Below are 19,575 nucleotides of genomic sequence, written 5' to 3' on the forward strand. Positions count from 1 at the left end.
GCCCGGTGAGGCTCCACCACCTGGAGGTGACCGCGTTCGGTCCCTTCGTCGACACGGTCGCGGTCGACTTCGACGCCCTCGCCGCCGGTGGCCTGTTCCTGCTGACCGGCGCGACGGGGGCCGGCAAGACCAGCGTCCTGGACGCGGTGTGCTTCGGGCTCTACGGCGAGGTGCCCGGCGAGCGACACGCCGCCCGCCAGCTGCGCAGCGACCACGCCCCCGCCGACGCCGAGCCGCGGGTGGTGCTCCGGGCGAGCGTGGGCAGCCGCAGCTTCCGCTTCACCCGCAGCCCCGCGTGGGACCGGCCCAAGCGCCGCGGCGAGGGCACCCGACGGATCCAGGCCGGCGTGCTCGTCGAGGAGCACCGCGACGGCGCCTGGGAGCCGCTGACGACCCGTCTCGACGAGGCCGGGCACCTCGTCGGCGAGCTGCTGGGCATGACGGTCACTCAGTTCACGCAGGTGGCGATGCTGCCCCAGGGTCGCTTCCAGTCGTTCCTGCGCGCCTCCTCCGCCGAGCGCCACCAGGTCCTGCAGCGGCTGTTCCGCACCCGCCGCTACGAGGACGTCGAGCGCTGGCTCGCCGAGCGCCGCACCGCGCTGCGCCGCGACTCGCTGCGGGGCCACGACCGGTGCCGGGAGCTGCTCAGCCGGCTCCAGGAGGCCGGCGCGACGCCGGTCCCCGACGCCTGGCAGCCCGACGACCTCGACGGCCTGGGTGCGCTCGTCGACGACGGCGACCTCGCCGCGTGGACCGCGCGCCTGGTCGACGACGCGGCGACCGAGCTCGAGCGGCGCACCACCAGCCTGGCCGGGGTGACCGAGACCCTGCGGCTGACCCGCGACCTGGCCGTGGCCGAGCGCGAGCGCCACCGTGCCCGCCAGCGGGGCGCGCGAGCCCGGACGGTCCTCGCCGAGCTCGACCGCACCACGACCGCGGCCACCGAGGCCGCCCGTCGTCTCGACGCCCACGTGCGCGCCGTCCCGCTGGTGCCGCACGCCCGTCGCGTCGAGGCCGCCCGCCTCGCCGCGGAGCAGGCGGCCACCGCCCTGGCGACCGAGCTGCGCGACGCCCGGGTGCCCCCCGACCCCGACGAGCTCCACGCGCTGGCCGCGGCCGCGGCCGACGAGCGCGCCACCGCGCGGGCGTGGCTGCCGCGCGAGCGGGAGCTGGAGGCGGCCCGACAGCGCGCGGACGAGCTCGACGCCGAGGCGGCGCGACTGGGCCGACGCGTGGAGCTGGCCGAGGAGCAGGCCGCGGCCACCGACGTCGCCGCCTCCACCCTGGCCGCCCGGGTCGAGAGCGCCCGGACCGGTGCTGCCGAGCACGGCGGTGACCTGGCCGCCGAGCAGTCGGCACGCAGCGGACTGGCCGCCGCCCGCGACGCCGAGGAGGTCGCCGGCACCCTCGTGACCGCCCGCGCGCGCCTGACCGCGGGCGTGCAGCAGGTCCAGGACCTCCGCGAGGTCTACCTCGACCTGCGCGAGCAGCGCATCTCCGGCATGGCGGCCGAGCTGGCCACGGGCCTGGCTGCCGGGTGCTCGTGCCCGGTGTGCGGCAGCGCCGAGCACCCCGCCCCCGCGGTCGCCGCCGGCCGGGTGGGCCGCGCCGAGGAGGACGCCGCCCGGCAGCAGGTGGAGGACGCCGACTTCGAGCGCCAGGCCGTCGCCGAGCAGGTCCGCGTCCTCGAGGCCCAGCTGGCCTCGGCCCGGGCCCGCGCCGAGGACCTGGCGGTGACCGAGTGGCAGCAGCGGGTGGCCACGGCCGGCCGCCGGCTGCAGCGCTCCGCCGAGGCGGTCCGCCTGCTCGCCGAGGTGGAGCTGGAGCTGGGCCGGGGTCGCGACCGCGCCGCGCGGGCCCGCACCGAGCTCGCCGCGCTGACCGCGACGGCGGCCGAGCGCGGTCGCGAGGCCGCCACGACGCGGGACGGCGCCGACACGCTCGCCCGGGAGCTGGCCGCCCTGCTGGAGCCGCACGCCGCGCCCACGGTGTCGGCCCTGGTCGCCCGGCTCCAGGAGACCGAGCGTGTGCTCGCCGGCGTGCTCGCCGCGCTCGAGGTCGGCCGTCGCGCCGACGTCGAGCTCGCGGCGGCGCTCGGCGCCGCCCACCACGCGCTGGGGACGTCGGGCCACCCGGCGCTGGAGGACGCCGTGGCGGCCGTGCTGCCGCACGCCGAGGCCACGGCCCTCGAGACGCTGCTGGAGGGCCGCCGGGTGGACCGGGCCGACGCGCTGCGGGTGCTGGCCGAGCCCGACGTGCTCGCGGCGGAGGAGCAGCCACCGGCCGACCTGGAGACGCTGGAGCACGACCTGCGGCGCTCCGAGACGGCCCGCGACCACGCCCTGGGCGCTCACCGCCACGCCACGGCCCGGGCCACCCGGGTCCGGGCGCTGGCCGACGAGCTCGACGCGGCCCTGGCTGCCTGGGCACCCGTGCGCCACCGCCACCTCGAGGCCGCCCGGCTCGGGTCGCTGGTCGAGGGCACCTCGAGCGACAACCGGCTGCGGATGCGGCTCTCGGCCTACGTCCTGTCCGAGCGGCTGCGCCAGGTGGTGGCGGCGGCCAACGAGCGGCTGGCGGCGATGACCGACGAGCGCTTCACCCTCGAGCAGGTCGACGAGAAGGGGGCGGGCGAGCAGCGCGGCGGGCTGAGCCTGCGCGTGCGCGACGAGTGGAGCGGCACCCGCCGCGACCCGGCCACCCTCTCCGGCGGGGAGACCTTCGTGGTGTCCCTGGCCCTGGCGCTGGGGCTGGCCGACACCGTCAGCCACGAGGCGGGCGGCACCACCCTCGACACGCTGTTCATCGACGAGGGCTTCGGCGCGCTCGACGCCGCGACGCTCGACGGCGTCATGGACACCCTCGACTCGCTGCGCGACGGGGGCCGGGTGGTCGGCCTGGTCAGCCACGTCACCGAGCTGCGCAGCCGGGTGACCTCGCAGCTGGAGGTCCACAAGGACCGCCGCGGCTCGACGGTCGCGGCCGTGCTGGCGAGCGGATGAGCCGGGGGCGCGCCCTCCCGGTCGGCCTCCCCGTGGAGCAGGCCCACTAGGGTCGAGCACATGCCTGGCGCCTCCGTGGATCCCACCTTCCTCGCGCTCCCCCTGCAGCGGCTCGCCGACGTCGCGCTCGGACGGGCCCGGGACTTCGGCGTCACGCACGCCGACTTCCGGCTCGAGCGCAACCGCTACCAGCACCTGTCGGTGCGCGACGGCCAGCTCGAGGGCGCCCAGGACGCCGAGGACCTCGGGTTCGCCGTCCGGGTGCTGCTCGACGGCGCCTGGGGCTTCGCCTCCGGCGTCGAGCTGAGCGACTCCGAGGCCGTGCGCGTCGCCGAGACCGCCATCACCGTGGCCCGCGTCGCCGCCAAGATGACCAGCACGCCGGTCGAGCTCGCACCCGAGCCGGTGCACCGCGACGTCACCTGGGTCTCGCCGTACGTCGTGAACCCGCTCGAGGTCCCGCTCGCCGAGAAGGTCGCGCTGCTCTCGGGCTGGACCCGCGAGCTCACCGGCCCCGGCGGCGTCGACCACGCGAGCGGCAGCCTCCAGCAGGTCCAGGAGAACAAGTTCTACGCCGACCTCGCCGGGTCCTCGATCACCCAGCAGCGGGTGCGCCTGGAGCCGATGCTCGAGGCCCACGCCACCGACCCGGCCACGGGCGCCTTCGACTCGATGGCGACCCTCTGCCCGCCGTTCGGGCGCGGCTGGGAGGTGTTCTCCGACGGCTCCTTCGACTTCGACGCCGAGCGGGCCGAGCTGCCCGACCTGCTGCGTGCCAAGCTCGCGGCGCCCAGCGTCGAGCCGGGGCGCTACGACCTGGTCATCGACCCCAACAACCTGATGCTGACGATCCACGAGTCGGTCGGCCACGCCACCGAGCTCGACCGGGCCCTGGGCTACGAGGCCAACTACGCCGGCACGTCGTTCGCCACGCTCGACCAGCTCGGCACGCTCCACTACGGCTCGCCGGCGATGCACGTCGTGGGCGACCGCACCGCGCCGGGTGGCCTGGCCACCGTCGGCTACGACGACGAGGGCGTCCGGACCCAGGCGTGGGACATCGTCCGCGACGGGACCCTGGTGGGCTACCAGCTCGACCGCTCGATGGCCCACACCTACGGCGCGGAGCTCAACGGCGGCCGCTCCAACGGCTGTGCCTTCGCCGACTCGCCCGGCCACATCCCGATCCAGCGGATGGCCAACGTGTCGCTGCAGCCCGACCCCGACGGGCCCGACACGGCCGGGCTGATCAGCCGCGTCGAGCGCGGCATCCACGTCGTGGGCCACAAGTCGTGGTCGATCGACATGCAGCGCTACAACTTCCAGTTCACCGGCCAGCGGTTCTACCGGATCGAGGACGGCGAGCTGAAGGGCCAGCTGCGCGACGTCGCCTACCAGGCGACCACCACCGACTTCTGGCGCTCGATGGAGGCCGTCGGCGGCCCCCAGACCTACGTCCTGGGCGGCGCCTTCAACTGCGGCAAGGCCCAGCCGGGCCAGGTGGCGCCGGTGAGCCACGGCACGCCGTCCGCCCTGTTCCGCGACGTCAACGTCCTCAACACCTCCGAGGAGGGCACGGCCTGATGACCGTCCGACCCCAGCAGCTCGTCGAGCACGCCCTGGAGGCCAGCACCAGCGACGCCTGCGTCGTGCTGGTCGAGGACTCGACCTCCGCCAACCTGCGGTGGGCCAACAACACGCTCACCACCAACGGCGTGATGCGCTCGACCGAGGTCACGGTGATCGCCTTCGCCGGCGCCGGCAACGCCTCGGTCAGCGGCAGTGCCGCCACCCCGGAGCAGGTGACGGCCCTCGTCGAGGCGGCCGACCGCGCCGCCGCCCTGGCCGAGGCCGCCGAGGACCGGGCCGACCTGGTCGCCGGTGACGCCGTCGCCGACTGGGACGACGCCCCGGCCGAGACCTCGATCGAGGTCTTCGACCGCTTCGCGGGCGAGCTCGGCGAGGAGTTCACCCGCGCCGAGGCCGAGTCGCGCATCCTCTACGGCTTCGTGTTCCACGAGGTGACCACCACCTACCTGGGGTCCTCGACCGGGCTGCGCCGCCGCCACGTGCAGCCCACCGGCCACTACGGCTGCACCGGCAAGGACACCGGGCTGACCACCAGCGCCTGGGTCGGCGGCGCCACCCGCGACTTCGCCGACGTGTCCGCGACCCGGATGGCCTCCGACCTGGCCACCCGCATCGGCTGGGGCGCCCGTCGCCTCGACCTGCCCGCGGGTCGCTACGACACCGTGCTGCCCCCGACCGCGGTCGCCGACCTGATGGTCGATGCCTACTGGAGCCTCGGCGCCCGCACGGCCGCCGACGGGCAGAGCGTGTTCTCCCGCCCCGGCGGCGGCACCCGGATCGGCGAGCCCGTGGTCGCCCCCGGCGTCCAGCTCTTCTCCGACCCCGCCTACCCCGCGCTCGAGGCCGCGCCCTTCGTGCTGGCCGCGGGGTCCTCGGACCGCAGCAGCGTCTACGACAACGGCCTCCCGCTCGGTCGCACCTCGTGGATCGAGGACGGCCGGCTGGCGGCGCTGCAGCAGACCCGCCACACCGCCCGTCTCACCGGGCAGCCGACGACGACGGCCATCGACAACGTGGTGCTGTCGGTCGACGGCGGCCGGGGCACCGACCTCGACCTCGCCGCGGGCCTCGACGACGGCCTGCTGCTGACCTGCCTGTGGTACATCCGCGAGGTCGACCCCCAGACCATGCTGCTGACCGGGCTGACCCGCGACGGCGTCTACAAGGTCGAGGGCGGGGAGATCGTCGGGGCGGTCAACAACTTCCGCTACAACGAGAGCCCGGTCGACCTGCTCAAGCGGTTCAGCCACGCCGGCGAGACGGTCCCGAGCTTCTCGCGCGAGTGGGGCGAGGACTTCTTCTCCCGCACCGCCACGCCTGCGCTGCGGGTGCCGGACTTCAACATGAGCTCGGTGTCCCAGGCGCTGTGAGCCGCGGCGGTCCGCCTCAGCTGCCCCACCGGGTCGGCGGACCGGCCGCGAGCAGGCCGGTGAACACCACGGCCAGCATCGCCAGCACGACGACCCCGGCGAGGACGGGACGCCGCAGGCCACCGGCGACGAGCCGCTCGACGGGCCCCGAGGCCGTCGGCTCCCCCGCCAGGCGCCAGTGCTCCGGCAGCAGGCCGGCCCGCTCGGTCGACCGCTCGAACGGCACGGTCGCGTAGGGCACCACAGCGGAGACCAGCCCGAGCAGGGTGCGGCCCGCCGACCAGCGGGCGTCGACGGCGAGCAGGACCACCGTCGCGGCGTACGCCAGGAAGGCGAAGCCGTGCAGCCCGCCGCCGACGCGGACCAGGAGGTCGGTGGTCCCCGTGCCGTGCTCGAGCACCATGCCGAGCAGCAGCAGCGTCCAGGTCACCACCTCGGTAAGGGCGAGGGCGCGGAACAGGCGGCGGGGGGTCATCGGGCGGTCTCCTCGGTCGGCGAGTGGTCGGCGTCGTCGCGGTAGGGCTCGCGGGTGTAGACGAAGGTCGCGCACTCGAGCCGGAGCACCGAGCCGTCCTCGCGGCGCACCACGTGCAGGGTCTCGCCGTGGTGGTAGCCGGCCTCGCCGACGATCCGGCCGTCGGGCGCCCGGGTGAACTGCTCGGCGATCGCCAGGCCCCGGGCGAGGTCGCGCCACTCCAGCCGGTCGGCGTGCCAGCGCACCTCGTAGGCCGAGCTGCCCCAGTGCCAGGTGCCGAGCAGCTCCAGTGCCCACGCGGGCACCTGCCGGGCCGGCACCCACGGGTCGAGGCGGCCGGGCGTGCGCGGACCGAGCAGCGCGCCGGCCAGCTCGGTGCCCGAGAAGCCGGTGGTGGCGTTGGTCAGCGCGACCACGCCGGTGCGGCGGACCGGGTCGACGAGCAGGGCCGACTGGAAGCCCGGCATCGAGCCGGTGTGGCCCACCAGCAGCCCGGCGGCGTACGGCGCGACGCGGACGCCGAGGCCGTACTCCGTCGCCGGGGCCACCGGCTGGCGCATCTCGCGCAGCGTGGGGGCGTCCAGCACGTCCGGGTGACCGTCGAGCAGGAAGCCGCCGAACCGGGCGAGGTCCTCGACGGTGCTCCACAGCTGGCCGGCCGGGGCCATGGCACCGGTGTCGTGGGCGGGCTCGGGCACGAGGGTGCCGGCCAGGTGGTGGACCGACCAGCCGGTCGCGGCCGGCGCCTCGGCGGCGTACGACGTGCGCCGCAGGCCGAGCGGCTCCAGCACCCGCGTGGACACGAGCGTGCGCCAGGACGCGCCCCGCACCCGGGCGACGACCTCGCCGAGCAGGCCGTAGCCCAGGTTGGAGTAGTGGTGGTGCGTCCCGGGCTCGAAGACCGCCCCGGAGCCGTCGTTGGCCGCGAGCAGCTGCGCGACCGTGCCGCCGGGCGAGCGCTCCCACCACGGCCCGGCCGGCTCGCTCTGCATCCCCGCGGTGTGGGACAGCAGACCGCGGACGGTGGCGGCGGCGTACCTCCCGGCCTCGGGGACGAAGCGGCCCAGCGGGTCGTCGAGCGAGAGCAGCCCCTCGTCGCGGCACTGGAGCACCAGCACGGCCGTGAGGGTCTTGGTGATCGAGCCGATGCGGAACTGGGTGTCGGACGTCGCCGGGGACCCGGCGGCTCCGGTCCACCCGAGCCCCGAGGGCAGCCCGGGGTCGAGCAGCCCCGTCACCAGCGAGGGCAGCCGGCGCTCGGCCTGGTAGCGGTCGGTGACGGCCTGCAGGTGCTCGGCCCGTGGGGCCGGACCCGGCTGGGTCACTCGAAGGCCTCTAGCGGCGGGCACGAGCACTGCAGGTTGCGGTCGCCGTAGGCCTGGTCGATGCGGCCGACCGGGGGCCAGTACTTGTCCGGGTCCGGACCGGCCGGGTACGCCGCGAGCGCGGCCGGGTAGGCCCGCTCGCCGCCCTCGAGCAGCGAGGCCGCGGTGTGCGGGGCGCCCCGCAGCGGGGACTCCTCGGGGCTCCACTCCCCCGCCTCGACCCGGGCGATCTCGGCGCGGATGGCGATCATGGCCTCGCAGAAGCGGTCCAGCTCGTCGAGGTCCTCGCTCTCGGTCGGCTCGACCATGAGGGTGCCGGCGACGGGGAAGCTCATCGTCGGCGCGTGGAAGCCGTGGTCGACCAGCCGCTTGGCGACGTCGTCGACCGTCACGCCGCTCGCCTTGGCCAGCGGCCTCAGGTCGAGGATGCACTCGTGGGCGACGTGGTCCTGGTGGCCGCGGTAGAGCACCGGGAAGTGGTCCTCGAGCCGCGAGGCGACGTAGTTGGCCGCGAGCACCGCGACCGCCGTGGCCTGGGTGAGGCCCTCGGCGCCCATCATCCGCACGTAGGCCCACGAGATCGGCAGGATCCCCGCCGAGCCGTACGGCGCCGCGCTGATCGGGCCGATGCCCTCGCGACGGGCCTCGACCGGGTGGTCCGGGTGGCTGGGCAGGTACGGCGCCAGGTGGGCGCGCACGCCGACCGGACCGACGCCGGGGCCACCGCCGCCGTGCGGGATGCAGAACGTCTTGTGCAGGTTGAGGTGCGAGACGTCCCCGCCGAACTCGCCGGGCTTGGCGTAGCCGAGCAGCGCGTTGAGGTTGGCCCCGTCGACGTAGACCTGGCCGCCGGCCTCGTGCACCACCTCGCACAGCTCGGAGATGGTGTCCTCGTAGGCCCCGTGGGTGGAGGGGTAGGTGACCATGATCGCGGCGAGGTCGTCGCGGTGGGTCTCGCACTGCGCCCGCAGGTCGTCCATGTCGACCGAGCCGTCCTCGGAGGACTTCACCACGACCACCTTCATGCCGGCCATCACGGCCGAGGCGGCGTTGGTGCCGTGGGCCGACGACGGGATCAGGCACACCGTGCGCTGGTCGTCGCCGTTGGCCCGGTGGTAGCCGCGGATCGCCAGCAGGCCGGCCAGCTCGCCCTGCGACCCGGCGTTGGGCTGGATCGAGACCTCGTCGTACCCCGTGACGACGGCCAGCCAGGACTCGAGCTGGCCGATGAGGCGGTGGTAGCCGCGGGCGTCCTCGGCCGGCGCGAACGGGTGCAGGTCGGCGAAGCCGGGCAGGCTGACCGGCTCCATCTCGGTGGTGGCGTTGAGCTTCATGGTGCACGAGCCCAGCGGGATCATGCCGCGGTCGAGCGCATAGTCGCGGGCCGAGAGCCGGCGCAGGTAGCGCAGCATCGCGGTCTCGGAGCGGTGGGTGTTGAAGACCTCGTGGGTCAGGAACGGCGTCTCGCGGCGCAGCTCGGCCGGGAGCGCCTCGGCGGGGGCGAGGTCGGCGGTGCCGCCCGCGACGCCGAAGGCGCCCAGCACGCGGTCGAGCACGTCGCAGTCGCTCACCTCGGAGGTCGAGAGGCCGACGTGGTCCGCGTCGACGTGGCGCACGTGCACGCCCGCCTCGCGGGCCGCGGCGACGACCTCGCCGGCGCGACCGGGCACGCGGGCCAGGACGGTGTCGAAGAAGGCGTCGTGCACGACCTCGACGCCGCCGTCGCGCAGCCGCTCCGCCAGGGCGACGGCCTGGGCGTGGGTGGCCCGGGCGATCGCGGTGAGGCCGTCGGGGCCGTGGTGCACGGCGTACATCGAGGCGACGACGGCCAGCAGCACCTGCGCGGTGCAGATGTTGGAGGTCGCGCGGTCGCGGCGGATGTGCTGCTCGCGGGTCTGCAGCGCCAGGCGGTACGCCGGGCGGCCGTGGGCGTCGACCGAGACGCCGACGAGCCGACCGGGCAGGTGCCGCTCCAGGCCCTGGCCGACGGCCATGAAGCCGGCGTGGGGGCCGCCGTAGAACAGCGGGACGCCGAAGCGCTGCGAGGACCCGACGGCGACGTCGGCGCCGAGCTCGCCGGGCGACTCCAGCAGCGTCAGGGCCAGCAGGTCGGCGGCGACCACGGCGAGGCCGCCGCGCTCGTGGGTCTGCTCGACCACGGGGCGCGGGTCCAGGACCCGCCCGGAGGCACCGGGGTACTGCACGAGCGTCCCGGAGACGGTCTCGAGGTCGGCGGGCAGGCCGTCGGTCAGGTCGGCGACGACCACCTCGACGCCCATCGCCTCGGCGCGGGTGCGCACCACCGCGATCGTCTGGGGCAGCGCGTCGGCGTCGACCACGAAGGGGCCGCTCGCCTTGCGGTTGGCCCGGCGCACGAGCGTCATCGCCTCGGCGGCCGCGGTGCCCTCGTCGAGCAGCGAGGCGTTGGAGGTCGGCAGGCCCGTCAGGTCCGCGACCATGGTCTGGAAGTTGAGGAGGGCCTCGAGCCGGCCCTGGCTGATCTCGGGCTGGTACGGCGTGTAGGCGGTGTACCAGGCCGGGTCCTCGAGCACGTTGCGGCGCACGACGGGCGGGGTCACCGTGCCGTGGTAGCCCAGCCCGATCATCGGCACCAGCGGGTTGTTCTCCGCGGCGATCTCGCGCAGCTCCCGGGCGGTGGCGGCCTCGGAGGCGGCCGGCGGCAGGTCGAGGGCGCCGGCGCGGATCCGCGAGGGCACCGCGTCGTCCATCAGCGCCTCGAGGCTGCTCAGGCCGAGGGCCTTGAGCATCAGGGTCACCTGGTCGTCGTCCGGCCCGATGTGGCGCTCGGCGAAGGGACGCGGGCGGATGAGGCCCGCGAGGGTGGAGGGCGCGTCTGACATGTCACTCCTGGTGTGAGGCGGCTCAACGTGGTCGGTCGGTGAGTGCGCCTCCCCTCAGCCAGGACCTGGTGGTCCCTCCTGAGTGCCAGCCCGTGCGGTCCTGTGGCCTGAGAGGTTGGTGGGAGGAAATGCCCCTTCGGCGTCCCGGTCGGTGCACGCACCAGCCGGGAGCTCTCCCGCACGGAGTTTGTCAGCAGGACCGATTTTAGCAGGTACGCCGACGGGCCCCGCGACGCTGGACGCGTCGGCGGGGCCCGTGGGTGAGGGTCGGTGGGGGTGGATCAGCCGGTCTGGCGGGCCTTGCGGCGCCGCGACAGCTCGTCGGAGCCGGCCTCGCCCGTGGCGTCCTCGGCCTCCTCGGCGGTGCGCTCGGAGGGCAGCTCCGCGAGCGAGCCCTCGATCTCGCGCCAGACGCCGCCGATGGCGATGCCGAAGACGCCCTGGCCGCCCTGCAGCAGGTCGATGACCTCGTCGTTGCTGGTGCACTCGTAGACGCTGGCGCCATCGCTCATCAGCGTGACGCGCGTCAGGTCGTCGGTGCCGCGGGCCCGCAGGTGCGAGACCGCGGTGCGGATCTGCTGCAGCGAGATGCCGGCGTCGAGGAGCCGCTTGATGATCTTGAGGATGAGGATGTCGCGGAAGCTGTAGAGCCGCTGGGTGCCCGAGCCGGTCGCGCCGCGGACCGTGGGCTCGACGAGGCCGGTGCGGGCCCAGTAGTCGAGCTGGCGGTAGGTGATGCCGGCCGCGTTGCAGGCCGTGGGACCGCGGTAGCCGAGGTCCTTGGGCAGCGTCGACACGTCGTCGTCGAAGAGCAGCCCCTGCTCGGTGGCGTCGAGGGCGGCGTCGAGCGCCGCCTGCTCGGCGCGCTGGTCGCGTCCTGCGGTCGTGCCGCCGTCTGTCGTGCTGGCCACTGCTACCTCCGGAGTCCGGCTCCGCCTGGTGTAGCTCCGGAGGAAGGCCGGGTCACGTCCGGTCCGCCCGGGTGGGACGGGCTCGGAGTTGCAGCCGTGGAGTTACAGCGAAGACACTCGTGAAGGTAGACCTCGGCTCGAGGGTTGGTCAAAGACACGCGCGGCGTGTCGGGTCTAACTCTCAACCAGAGGTTGAAGGTAGGGCCTGCGGACGCTCAGCCCTGGCCCTTCTCGAAGTCCTCTGGCGTGACGTGGTCGAGGAACTCGCGGAACTTCTCGACCTCGTCCTCCTGCTCGTCGGGCACCAGGATGCCGGCGTCGTCGAGCAGCTCCTCGGCGCAGACGATCTTGGACCCGGTGCGCAGCGCCAGCGCGATCGAGTCCGAGGGCCGGGCGCTGACCTCGACGCCGGAGGCCAGGACGAGCGTCGCGTAGAAGACGTTGTCCTTCATCTCGGTGATCCGGATCTCGCTGATCTCGTTGCCGGTCGCCTCGAGGACGTCGCGCAGCAGGTCGTGGGTGAGCGGCCGCGGCGGCACGACGCCCTGCTGGGCGAAGGCGATGGCGGTGGCCTCGACGGCCCCGATCCAGATGGGGAGGTAGCGCTCCCCCGCGGCTTCCCGCAGCAGCACGATGGGCGTGTTGGACGGCATCTCGACCCGGACTCCGACTACCTCGACCTCGCGCACCCGGTCAGCCTAGCGGTCGGTCGCCAGCCTGCTCCCACAGCAGGCGCACGGCGCGCGCGAGGTCCTCGACGCTGGCCGCCAGCGTGGTCTCGTCGGTCAGCGGGTCGTCCAGCATCAGCCCCACGAAGGTGGCCTCGACCAGCCGGGCGGCGCGCCGCCCCCCGGCACCGAGGCCCGAGGCGGCGAGGTGGTCCGCCAGGGCCGTCATCCACAGCTCGTTGGCCTGGGCGACCACCTCCACGAAGGGCTCGCGGCCCAGCACGCCCAGCGCCGCGGCCTCGACGTACAGCCGCTGGCACCGGGCCTGGTGGGGGCTGCTGACGACCCGCCACAGGTCGAGCACGGCGCGGTGGGCGCCCGGCGAGGCCGGCAGCTCGCGGATCTCGGCCACGGAGCGGTCGTTGGAGACCCGGAGCACGGTCGCGACCAGGTCGTCCTTGTCGCGGAAGTGGTAGAGCAGCATCCGGTCGCTGGTGCCGATGGCCGCGGCCAGCGGCCGCAGGCTCATCCCGATGAGGCCGTGCTCGAGCACGTAGTCGGTCGCCGCGTCGGCGAGCGTGGTGCGCCGGTCCCCCACGTGAGCTGCCCCTCCTCGGTCCGCGGCCGCAGGCAGCCGTCTGTAGCGAGTGCTACGCTACCGGATGTAGCAGCTGCTACAAAGTCCTGCGCCCGCCCGAGGAAACCCGCTCATGATCGTCGCCGTCCTGCTCCTGCTCGTCGCCATCGCCACCGAGGTCGGCGCCACCGCGGCGCTGCCGCGCACCCAGGGGTTCCACCACCCGGGCTGGACCGCGATCGTGCTGGCGGGGTACGCCGTGTCGATCTGGCTGCTCGCCATCGTGGTGCGCCACATCCCGGTGTCGGTGACCTACGCCATCTGGGCCGGCCTGGGCACGGCCGCCATCGCCGTGGTCGGCGTGGTGGTGCTCGGCGAGAGCTGGGACCTGACCAAGGTGACCGCGCTGGGCCTCATCATCTCGGGCGTGGTGCTGCTCAACCTGCAGGGCGCCCACTGACACCGGTGCCCCGCCCCCGGCTCAGCGGATGGTGCGCAGGCCGGCCTTGACCAGGGCGGCGTGCAGCCGGACCGAGAGCACGGCCAGCTCGTCGATGGCCTGGGCGGCGCGGCCCTCGGCCCCGGCCTCGCGGCCGTGGCGCATCGGGGAGACGACCTGCTCCATCAGCCCGATCTCGCGGTCGGCGGCGGTCTTGAAGGCGCGCAGGTGACGCGGCTCCAGGCCGAAGGCCGACAGCTCGCCCGCGACCTTGGCGATCACCAGGGCGTCGGCGTCGTAGTGCTTGGAGCCCGTGCGGGGGCGCACCAGGCCGTAGGTCTCGAGCTGGTCGAGCAGCTCCTCGGTGATGTCGGCCGTCTTGACCAGCTCGCGCCGCGAGATCCGCACGTCGGAGTGGCCGCTGAGCAGCGACTCGACCCCGGGGGCCGGGTTGGCGAGCAGCGAGGTCGGGATGCTGGGCGACCCGCTGGTCGCCGGCGGCTCCAGGCCGCGGTCGAGCGCCTCCAGGTGCTCCTTGATGACCTTGAGCGGCAGGTAGTGCTCGCGCTGCGCCCGGATGATGTAGCGCAGCTTCTCCATGTCGTCGGTGGAGTACTTGCGGTAGCCCGAGGGCGTCCGCTCGGGCTCGACGAGCCCTTCGTTCTCCAGGTGCCGGATCTTCGACTCCTTGATGTCGACGTCCGGGAACTCCGCCTTGAGGTCGGCGACCGCCTGACCGATGGTGATGCGGGCTGCCTGCCGCACGTTCAGCCGACCTGGGCGTCGCTGGCGAAGAAGCTGAGCCGGAACTTGCCGATCCGCACCTCGTCGCCGTTCTGGAGGACGACCTCGTCCACGCGGTCGCCGTTGAGGTAGGTGCCGTTGAGGCTGCCGACGTCGTGGACGCGGAAGCCCTCCGGGGTGCGCCGGAACTCCACGTGGCGGCGCGAGACCGTGATGTCGTCGAGGAAGATGTCGCTCTCCGGGTGGCGCCCCACCGTCGAGAGGTCGGTGTCGAGGAGGTAGCGGCTGCCGGCACCGGGCCCGCGCTGCACCACGAGCAGCGCGCTGCCGGCGGGCAGGGCGTCGACCGCGGCCGCGTCGGCCGGGGCCAGCGAGGCCCGCTCGTCGTCGACCGGCTTGGCCAGGCCGCCGAAGGTGATGGTCGCGGTGGAGTCGGAGGCGGGCACCTCACCGCCCGCGGGGGCGCCGGACTGCGGCGCCGCGGCGGCGAGCGGGGTGCCGCACTGCGAGCAGAAGCGCGCGGTGGCGGGGTTGTCGTGGCCGCACTGCGAGCAAAAAGGCATCTCGTCGGTCTCCAGTCCTGCTGCTAGGCCGGTGATGGTCGGTGGTGGTGAGGGTGGTGCCGTGCCGTGCACCCCTGCCCCGCGACGCGAACCCTGAAGCGTCACTGGAGGGTCAAGGTTGAGCCTCAACCTACCAGCGGGTCCGGTCGGAACGACACACCGCGCGGCGCGTCAGTCACGACACGCCGCGCGGTGGCGGTGAGCAGGTGGACCCGGTCGCGCCGGGTCCGAGGTGGTGCCGAGGTGGGTGCCGGGGCGAGCCGGCTCAGCCCTCGAGCGTGGCCTGGTAGGCGGCCGCGTCGAGCAGGTCGGAGGCGCCGCTGTCGTCGGCGACGATCTCGAAGAGCCAGCCCTCGCCGTACGGGTCGGTGTTGACCAGCTCGGGGGTGGCGTCGAGCGCCTCGTTGCGGGCCACGACCTCGCCGCCGAGCGGCGCGTAGACCTCGCTGACGGACTTGGTCGACTCCAGCTCGCCCACCACGGCGCCGGAGACGACGGTCTCGCCGACCTCGGGCAGCTGGACGAACACGATGTCACCGAGGGCGTCCTGGGCGAACTCCGTGATGCCGACGCGGACCGAGCCCGCGCTCTGACCGGGGTCGCGCAGCCACTCGTGCTCGGCGGTGTACTTCAGGTCTTCGGGATACACGCTGCTCCTCGTCATCGGCATGGGCGGTGAGTGGACCGGGAGACGTCGCCGCGGGGCTCGCCCCGCGAGCCCCGGGTCGTGCCCTCCCCGGCACGCCTGGCCGGAACCCTACTGCCCGGGGACCGGCTCGGCGTAGCGGGGAGCGGTGGCGCTGCGGGTGACGGTGACCTCGACGCGGTCGAGCTTCTCGACGTCGACCGTGCCGCCCTCGTCCTCGACGTCCTCGATGAAGCCGCCGGAGAAGCTCAGCGCGCCGGACAGGGTGTCGGGGTTGCCGATCGCCTCGATGACGTACGGCGAGCGCAGCAGCACCCCGTCGACGCGGATGCCGCGGGTCGCGTCGTCCTCGAACGACGTCTGGGCGATGACGCGCACCTGGCCGTTGACCTGCATCGCCTCGACGCCGGCGTTGCGGAGCTCCTCGATGCCGTCCAGCATGCTGTTGAGGCCGAGCTGGTCGCGCGGGTCGGAGAAGGTGATGCGGACGCCGGGCCCGCTCGCGGGGACGGTGCCGGCGAGCACGCCGAGGGTGTCGAGCTCGGTGCGGGCCTGCTCCAGGGCGGTGCTGCGCCGCTCGGTGCTGTCGTTGAGCCGGGCCCGGGTCGCCTCGAGGGTGGCGATGTCGCGCTCGGCGCGCCGGGAGGCGGACTGGAGCCCGTTGAGGGCCTGGACCAGCTCGGCCTCGCGGAGCCCGGCGTAGGTGTCGTCCTGTCCGGCGAGCCGGACCTGGGTCACGGCGGCGAAGCCGAGGACCCCGACCAGCACGCCCGCGACGGCCTGGCCGCGCGACGGCGTGCGCAGCGAGCGGCGCAGCCGGGCCAGGCCGGTGTCGGGCGCCGGCTCGACGGGCGCGTCGGGCTGGTCGGGCCGGTCGGGCTCGTCAGGCATGGAAGAGGTGGCGCCTGATGGCGGCGACGTTGGAGAAGATCCGGATGCCGAGCACGACCACGACGCCGGTGGACAGCTGCGCCCCGACGCCGAGCTGGTCGCCGAGGAAGACGATGACGGCGGCGATGAGGACGTTGCTGATGAAGGAGACGACGAAGACCTTGTCGTCGAAGATCCCGTCGAGGAAGGCGCGGAAGGCTCCGAACACGGCGTCGAGGGCGGCCACGACCGCGATGGGCAGGTAGGGCTCCATCGCGAGGGGGACGTCCGGGGTGAGCCACAGCCCGAGCAGGACCCCGACGACGAGTCCGAGAACGGCGATCACGGCGTACCTCCCTGTGTCTGGTCCCGGGCGGGTGAGCGCTCCGGGTCGGCTGGTTGTCCCGCCTGGCGGGCGAAGCGCAGGTCGACCTCCGCGGCGGGGAGCCGCAGCGACTCCTCCGGGGTGAGGCGCAGCACGAGCCCGACCTGCTGCTGCAGGTCCAACCATGCCTGACCGCTCGAGGTCTCGGCGAAACGTGCGGGCAGCGTGTCGGGGTCGCCGATCACGTTGAGGACGTACGGCGGCCGCAGCGACCGGGCGTTGACCGTGATGGCGCCGCCGGCCAGCCGGATCGTCGACAGGTTGGTCAGCCGCTGGCCGTTGATCGAGATCGCCTCGGCGCCGGCCTCCCACAGCCCGTTGGCCAGCCGCTGGAGGTCGCTGTCGAGCACGGTCGTCTTGTCCTCGGTGCTGCCCGGGGCGTCGTCGGCGACCACCCGCACCCCGGGGCCGCGGACCGCGGCGGTGCCGGTGGCGGCCGAGAGCCGCTCGATGCGGGCGAGGAGGCCCTCGGTCGACGCGTCGCCGGCGAGCTGGCTCTGCTGCAGGCGGCTGGTCTCGGCCTCGAGGTCGGCCAGCCGCTCGCGGCTGGCCGCCAGCTGGGTGCGGGCGCTCGCCACCTGGGAGGCGAGCTCGCGCCGGTCGGCCTCGTCGGAGGCCGCGCTGCGGGAGGTCTGCTGGCCGGCCGCGACGACGAGCACGGCGAAGGCGGCCAGCGCGACGGCGCCGAGCGCGCCGAAGCGCCGGCGGCGGGGTGCGCGGTGGCCCTCGTCGCGGGCCTGCGCCCGCTCGCGCTCGGCGACGAAGGCGTAGTCCTCGTCCATGGCGTGCGAGGTCAGGTAGTCGAGCAGGCCCATCGTCGCCTGCGGCGGCAGCCGGGTGGGCTGCAGCGGGCCGGGCCGGCGAGTCGGGTCGGGAGCCACTAGGACTCCGGGAGGCTCGGGGCGTGGCGGCTGCGGTCGGCCATGAGCAGGCGCACCTGCCAGGCGTAGAGCAGCCCGGCCCACCAGTACAGGCCCATCCCCCAGATCGCGAACGCCCAGCCGAACACCCGGGCCAGGGTCGCGGCGGCGCCACCGCCGTCGCCGAGGAACAGCAGCGGGAAGGCGTAGAGCAGGGCCGCGGTGGCGGCCTTGCCGAGGTAGTGGACCGGGAGCGCGGAGTAGCCGCGGGTCCGCAGGAAGGGGACCAGGCACCACAGGAAGGCGTCGCGCGCGGGCAGGATCACCGCCACCCACCACGGGATGATGTCGCGGTAGAGCAGGCCGACGACGGCGGCCAGGATGTAGAGGCGGTCCGCGACGGGGTCGAGGATCTCGCCGAGCTTGGACATCTGGTCGAGGCGACGGGCCAGGAAGCCGTCGAGCCAGTCCGAGAAGCCGGAGACCATGAGGACCACGAGGGCCCAGACGTCCGCCTCCGGGCCGATGACCAGCCACAGGAACAGCGGCACGCCGGCCAGCCGGACCATGCTGATGATGTTGGGCAGCGTCCACACCGCACGGGCGTGGGTGCCGCCGGGCCGCCCACTCACCGTCTGCCTCGCCACCGATGTGCCTCCTGACGCGTGGTCGGAGGTCACCCTATCGACGGGCGGGGTCAGTTCAGGCAGCAGCCGCACCGCGGGCAGTGGGCACGTCGGCTGGTGCCGATCTCCTGCCCGCACCCGCAGACCAGGATCTCGGTCGCGACGGTCGCGCTGGTGGCTCCGGACCCGTACAGGGCCGCATCGGTGGTGATCATGTCGTTCATCTCCTCGTGGTGTCCTTCTCCACCTATGAGACGCCTCGTCCGTTTTGCGGTGATACGCAACACGCACGAATAGTCCGAAAGGACCATGCATTTCGACCCTGCCGGGTAGCAGCGTCACCCGGTGAGGAGGCGTGGTGCAGAGCGCCCGATACCAGGGTGGCGGCTCCGCTGGGCCGCGACGCGGAGCCGCGCCGGAGGAGGTCTCAGGCGCGCGAGGTGGGCCAGCCGGTGTAGCCCTCGGCGAGGTACGTCGACCCGGCCGTCGAGCCGACCAGGCCGGCCAGCTCGCCCTCCTGGCGGCGCACGTCGAAGTCGCTGGCGTCCGGCAGCCGGTGCAGCATCGTGGTCATCCAGTAGGAGAAGTGCTGGGCCTTCCAGACCCGCGCGAGCGCGCGCTCGCCGTACGCGTCCAGCAGGCCGAGGTCCTGCCGGCCCAGCGCCCGCTCGAGCTCCTCCGCCAGGACCCGGACGTCGGCCAGCGCGAGGTTGAGGCCCTTGGCGCCGGTGGGCGGCACGGTGTGGGCGGCGTCGCCGGCCAGCAGCAGGTTGCCGTGGCGCACCGGCTCCTGGACGAAGCTGCGGAACGGCAGCACCGAGCGCGAGGTGATCGGCCCCTGCCGCAGGGTGTGCCCGTTGGCGCCGACGCGCGACTGCAGCTCCTCCCAGATGCGGTCGTCGGAGAAGGACTCCGGGTCGTCGGCGGGGTCGCACTGGAAGTACATCCGCTGCAGCGACTCGGTCCGCTGGCTGATGAGCGCGAACCCGCGGTCGGAGTGGTGGTAGACCAGCTCGGGCGCGCTCGGCGGCGCCTCGCACAGGATCCCGAACCAGGCGAAGGGGTACTCCCGGAAGAACTGCCGTCGCTCCCCCTCCGGCACCGCGCGTCGGCACAGGCTGCGGGAGCCGTCGCAGCCGACCAGCACCTGGCAGCAGACCTCCTGGGCCCTCCCCTCGGCGTCGGTGAAGGTGATCCGGGGCTCGCCGGTCAGGTCGTGGACCGCCACGTCGGCGACCCCGAACCGGACGTCGCCGCCGTCGCGCTCCCGGGCGTCGGCCAGGTCGGTGAACACGTCGGTCTGCGGGTAGAGCTGGGCCGTGGCGCCGACCAGCGCCTCGAAGTCGATGCGGTGGCTCGCCCCGCCGAAGGCGAGCTCGATCCCCTCGTGGCGGAACCCCTCGCGCAGCACCCGGTCGCTGACGCCGGTCTCGGTCAGCAGCCGCACGCTGTCCTGCTCGAGGATCCCCGCCCGGTGGGTCTGCTCGATCTCGGTGCGGCTGCGCACCTCGACCACGACGCTGTCGATCCCCGACAGCGACAGCAGGTGGGCCAGCATCAGGCCGGCCGGCCCGCCCCCCACGATGCCGACGGCGGTGCGGGTCACGGCGCGGGTGCGGGCGGGTGCGGGCGGGGTCGGGGCGGGCATGGCCCGAGCCTGGCG

19 protein-coding genes and 1 riboswitch are annotated in these 19,575 nt (G+C 74.3%); of the genes, 4 read left to right on the plus strand and 15 right to left on the minus strand.

Features of this window, described 5'->3' with window-relative positions; translation table 11 throughout:
• Window positions 1-5: 5 nt before the first annotated feature.
• Genes BLU55_RS04775 through BLU55_RS04785 form a run of 3 tightly spaced genes read left to right on the plus strand, consistent with a single transcriptional unit; the run spans window position 6 to window position 5,962 of the window.
• A complete protein-coding gene (locus tag BLU55_RS04775) occupies window positions 6-3,002 on the plus strand; it encodes an AAA family ATPase (RefSeq protein ID WP_172833865.1) in 2,997 nt (998 codons plus the stop codon).
• A gap of 60 nt (window positions 3,003-3,062) precedes the next feature.
• A complete protein-coding gene (locus BLU55_RS04780) occupies window positions 3,063-4,586 on the plus strand; it encodes a TldD/PmbA family protein (RefSeq protein ID WP_091726691.1) in 1,524 nt (507 codons plus the stop codon).
• The gene (locus BLU55_RS04785; RefSeq protein ID WP_172833866.1) at window positions 4,586-5,962 is read left to right on the plus strand and encodes a metallopeptidase TldD-related protein; all 1,377 of its coding nucleotides are present in this window, start codon (window positions 4,586-4,588) and stop codon (window positions 5,960-5,962) included. The genes BLU55_RS04780 and BLU55_RS04785 overlap by 1 nt, the downstream gene beginning before the upstream one ends.
• A 16-nt stretch (window positions 5,963-5,978) precedes the next feature.
• On the opposite strand, the gene BLU55_RS20000 is transcribed toward BLU55_RS04785, so the two are convergent.
• The 6 genes from BLU55_RS20000 to BLU55_RS04815 form a co-directional block, all read right to left on the minus strand.
• Window positions 5,979-6,437: a DUF3817 domain-containing protein gene (locus BLU55_RS20000; RefSeq protein ID WP_091726694.1), complete on the minus strand. Its 459-nt coding sequence runs from the start codon at window positions 6,435-6,437 to the stop codon at window positions 5,979-5,981.
• Window positions 6,434-7,762, minus strand: a complete 1,329-nt coding sequence (locus BLU55_RS04795; RefSeq protein ID WP_231917048.1) for a serine hydrolase domain-containing protein — start codon at window positions 7,760-7,762, stop codon at window positions 6,434-6,436. Before BLU55_RS04795 ends, BLU55_RS20000 begins: the two co-directional genes overlap by 4 nt.
• A complete protein-coding gene (gcvP, locus tag BLU55_RS04800) occupies window positions 7,759-10,623 on the minus strand; it encodes an aminomethyl-transferring glycine dehydrogenase (RefSeq protein ID WP_091726696.1) in 2,865 nt (954 codons plus the stop codon). Before gcvP ends, BLU55_RS04795 begins: the two co-directional genes overlap by 4 nt.
• Before the next feature lie 85 nt (window positions 10,624-10,708).
• Window positions 10,709-10,812: riboswitch (glycine riboswitch) on the minus strand.
• A 92-nt stretch (window positions 10,813-10,904) separates the two neighbouring features.
• Window positions 10,905-11,534 (minus strand): MerR family transcriptional regulator, encoded by a 630-nt coding sequence (locus BLU55_RS04805; protein WP_091726699.1) that lies wholly within the window; start codon window positions 11,532-11,534, stop codon window positions 10,905-10,907.
• A gap of 215 nt (window positions 11,535-11,749) precedes the next feature.
• Window positions 11,750-12,223 (minus strand): bifunctional nuclease family protein, encoded by a 474-nt coding sequence (locus tag BLU55_RS04810; RefSeq protein ID WP_091726702.1) that lies wholly within the window; start codon window positions 12,221-12,223, stop codon window positions 11,750-11,752.
• A 4-nt stretch (window positions 12,224-12,227) separates the two neighbouring features.
• Window positions 12,228-12,800: a TetR/AcrR family transcriptional regulator gene (locus tag BLU55_RS04815; RefSeq protein ID WP_197681094.1), complete on the minus strand. Its 573-nt coding sequence runs from the start codon at window positions 12,798-12,800 to the stop codon at window positions 12,228-12,230.
• A 112-nt stretch (window positions 12,801-12,912) separates the two neighbouring features.
• On the opposite strand from BLU55_RS04815, the gene BLU55_RS04820 reads away from it, so the two are divergent.
• Complete coding sequence (locus BLU55_RS04820) at window positions 12,913-13,239, plus strand: DMT family transporter (RefSeq protein WP_091726705.1); 327 nt, start codon at window positions 12,913-12,915, stop codon at window positions 13,237-13,239.
• Between the two features lie 21 nt (window positions 13,240-13,260).
• Here the strand turns inward: BLU55_RS04820 and ftsR are convergent, their stop codons facing one another.
• From ftsR to BLU55_RS04860, 9 genes are all read right to left on the minus strand, one after another.
• Complete coding sequence (gene ftsR / locus BLU55_RS04825; protein WP_231917049.1) at window positions 13,261-13,983, minus strand: transcriptional regulator FtsR; 723 nt, start codon at window positions 13,981-13,983, stop codon at window positions 13,261-13,263.
• Between the two features lie 2 nt (window positions 13,984-13,985).
• A complete protein-coding gene (locus BLU55_RS04830) occupies window positions 13,986-14,525 on the minus strand; it encodes an FHA domain-containing protein (RefSeq protein WP_091726712.1) in 540 nt (179 codons plus the stop codon).
• Between the two features lie 265 nt (window positions 14,526-14,790).
• On the minus strand, window positions 14,791-15,174 hold the full coding sequence (gene gcvH, locus BLU55_RS04835; RefSeq protein WP_197681095.1) for a glycine cleavage system protein GcvH: 384 nt from the start codon (window positions 15,172-15,174) through the stop codon (window positions 14,791-14,793).
• A 108-nt stretch (window positions 15,175-15,282) separates the two neighbouring features.
• Complete coding sequence (locus BLU55_RS04840; protein ID WP_091726714.1) at window positions 15,283-16,062, minus strand: DUF881 domain-containing protein; 780 nt, start codon at window positions 16,060-16,062, stop codon at window positions 15,283-15,285.
• Entirely contained in the window at window positions 16,055-16,387 is a 333-nt protein-coding gene (locus BLU55_RS04845) for a small basic family protein (protein WP_091726717.1), read from the minus strand. The genes BLU55_RS04840 and BLU55_RS04845 overlap by 8 nt, the downstream gene beginning before the upstream one ends.
• Window positions 16,384-17,307 carry a DUF881 domain-containing protein gene (locus tag BLU55_RS04850; protein ID WP_091726720.1) on the minus strand — a complete coding sequence of 308 codons (924 nt, stop codon included), beginning with the start codon at window positions 17,305-17,307 and terminating at the stop codon, window positions 16,384-16,386. Before BLU55_RS04850 ends, BLU55_RS04845 begins: the two co-directional genes overlap by 4 nt.
• Complete coding sequence (locus tag BLU55_RS19850; RefSeq protein ID WP_269457939.1) at window positions 17,307-17,933, minus strand: CDP-alcohol phosphatidyltransferase family protein; 627 nt, start codon at window positions 17,931-17,933, stop codon at window positions 17,307-17,309. The genes BLU55_RS04850 and BLU55_RS19850 overlap by 1 nt, the downstream gene beginning before the upstream one ends.
• A gap of 50 nt (window positions 17,934-17,983) precedes the next feature.
• Window positions 17,984-18,127: a hypothetical protein gene (locus BLU55_RS19855; protein WP_231917050.1), complete on the minus strand. Its 144-nt coding sequence runs from the start codon at window positions 18,125-18,127 to the stop codon at window positions 17,984-17,986.
• Window positions 18,128-18,339: 212 nt separating this feature from the next.
• The gene (locus BLU55_RS04860) at window positions 18,340-19,560 is read right to left on the minus strand and encodes a 4-hydroxybenzoate 3-monooxygenase (protein WP_091733432.1); all 1,221 of its coding nucleotides are present in this window, start codon (window positions 19,558-19,560) and stop codon (window positions 18,340-18,342) included.
• Between the last annotated feature and the right edge of the window lie 15 nt (window positions 19,561-19,575).

Origin of the sequence: Nocardioides scoriae, from assembly GCF_900104965.1 — a bacterium.
Lineage (GTDB): Bacteria > Actinomycetota > Actinomycetes > Propionibacteriales > Nocardioidaceae > Marmoricola > Marmoricola scoriae.

Coding starts and splice junctions, on each gene's coding strand:
- gcvP (WP_091726696.1), bottom strand. CDS start 10,623: ATGTCAGACGCGCCCTCCACCCTCGCGGGCCTCATCCGCCCGCGTCCC.
- BLU55_RS04860 (WP_091733432.1), bottom strand. CDS start 19,560: ATGCCCGCCCCGACCCCGCCCGCACCCGCCCGCACCCGCGCCGTGACC.
- BLU55_RS04785 (WP_172833866.1), top strand. CDS start 4,586: ATGACCGTCCGACCCCAGCAGCTCGTCGAGCACGCCCTGGAGGCCAGC.
- BLU55_RS04780 (WP_091726691.1), top strand. CDS start 3,063: ATGCCTGGCGCCTCCGTGGATCCCACCTTCCTCGCGCTCCCCCTGCAG.
- BLU55_RS04830 (WP_091726712.1), bottom strand. CDS start 14,525: ATGCCTTTTTGCTCGCAGTGCGGCCACGACAACCCCGCCACCGCGCGC.
- BLU55_RS20000 (WP_091726694.1), bottom strand. CDS start 6,437: ATGACCCCCCGCCGCCTGTTCCGCGCCCTCGCCCTTACCGAGGTGGTG.
- BLU55_RS04820 (WP_091726705.1), top strand. CDS start 12,913: ATGATCGTCGCCGTCCTGCTCCTGCTCGTCGCCATCGCCACCGAGGTC.
- BLU55_RS04840 (WP_091726714.1), bottom strand. CDS start 16,062: ATGCCTGACGAGCCCGACCGGCCCGACCAGCCCGACGCGCCCGTCGAG.
- BLU55_RS19855 (WP_231917050.1), bottom strand. CDS start 18,127: ATGATCACCACCGATGCGGCCCTGTACGGGTCCGGAGCCACCAGCGCG.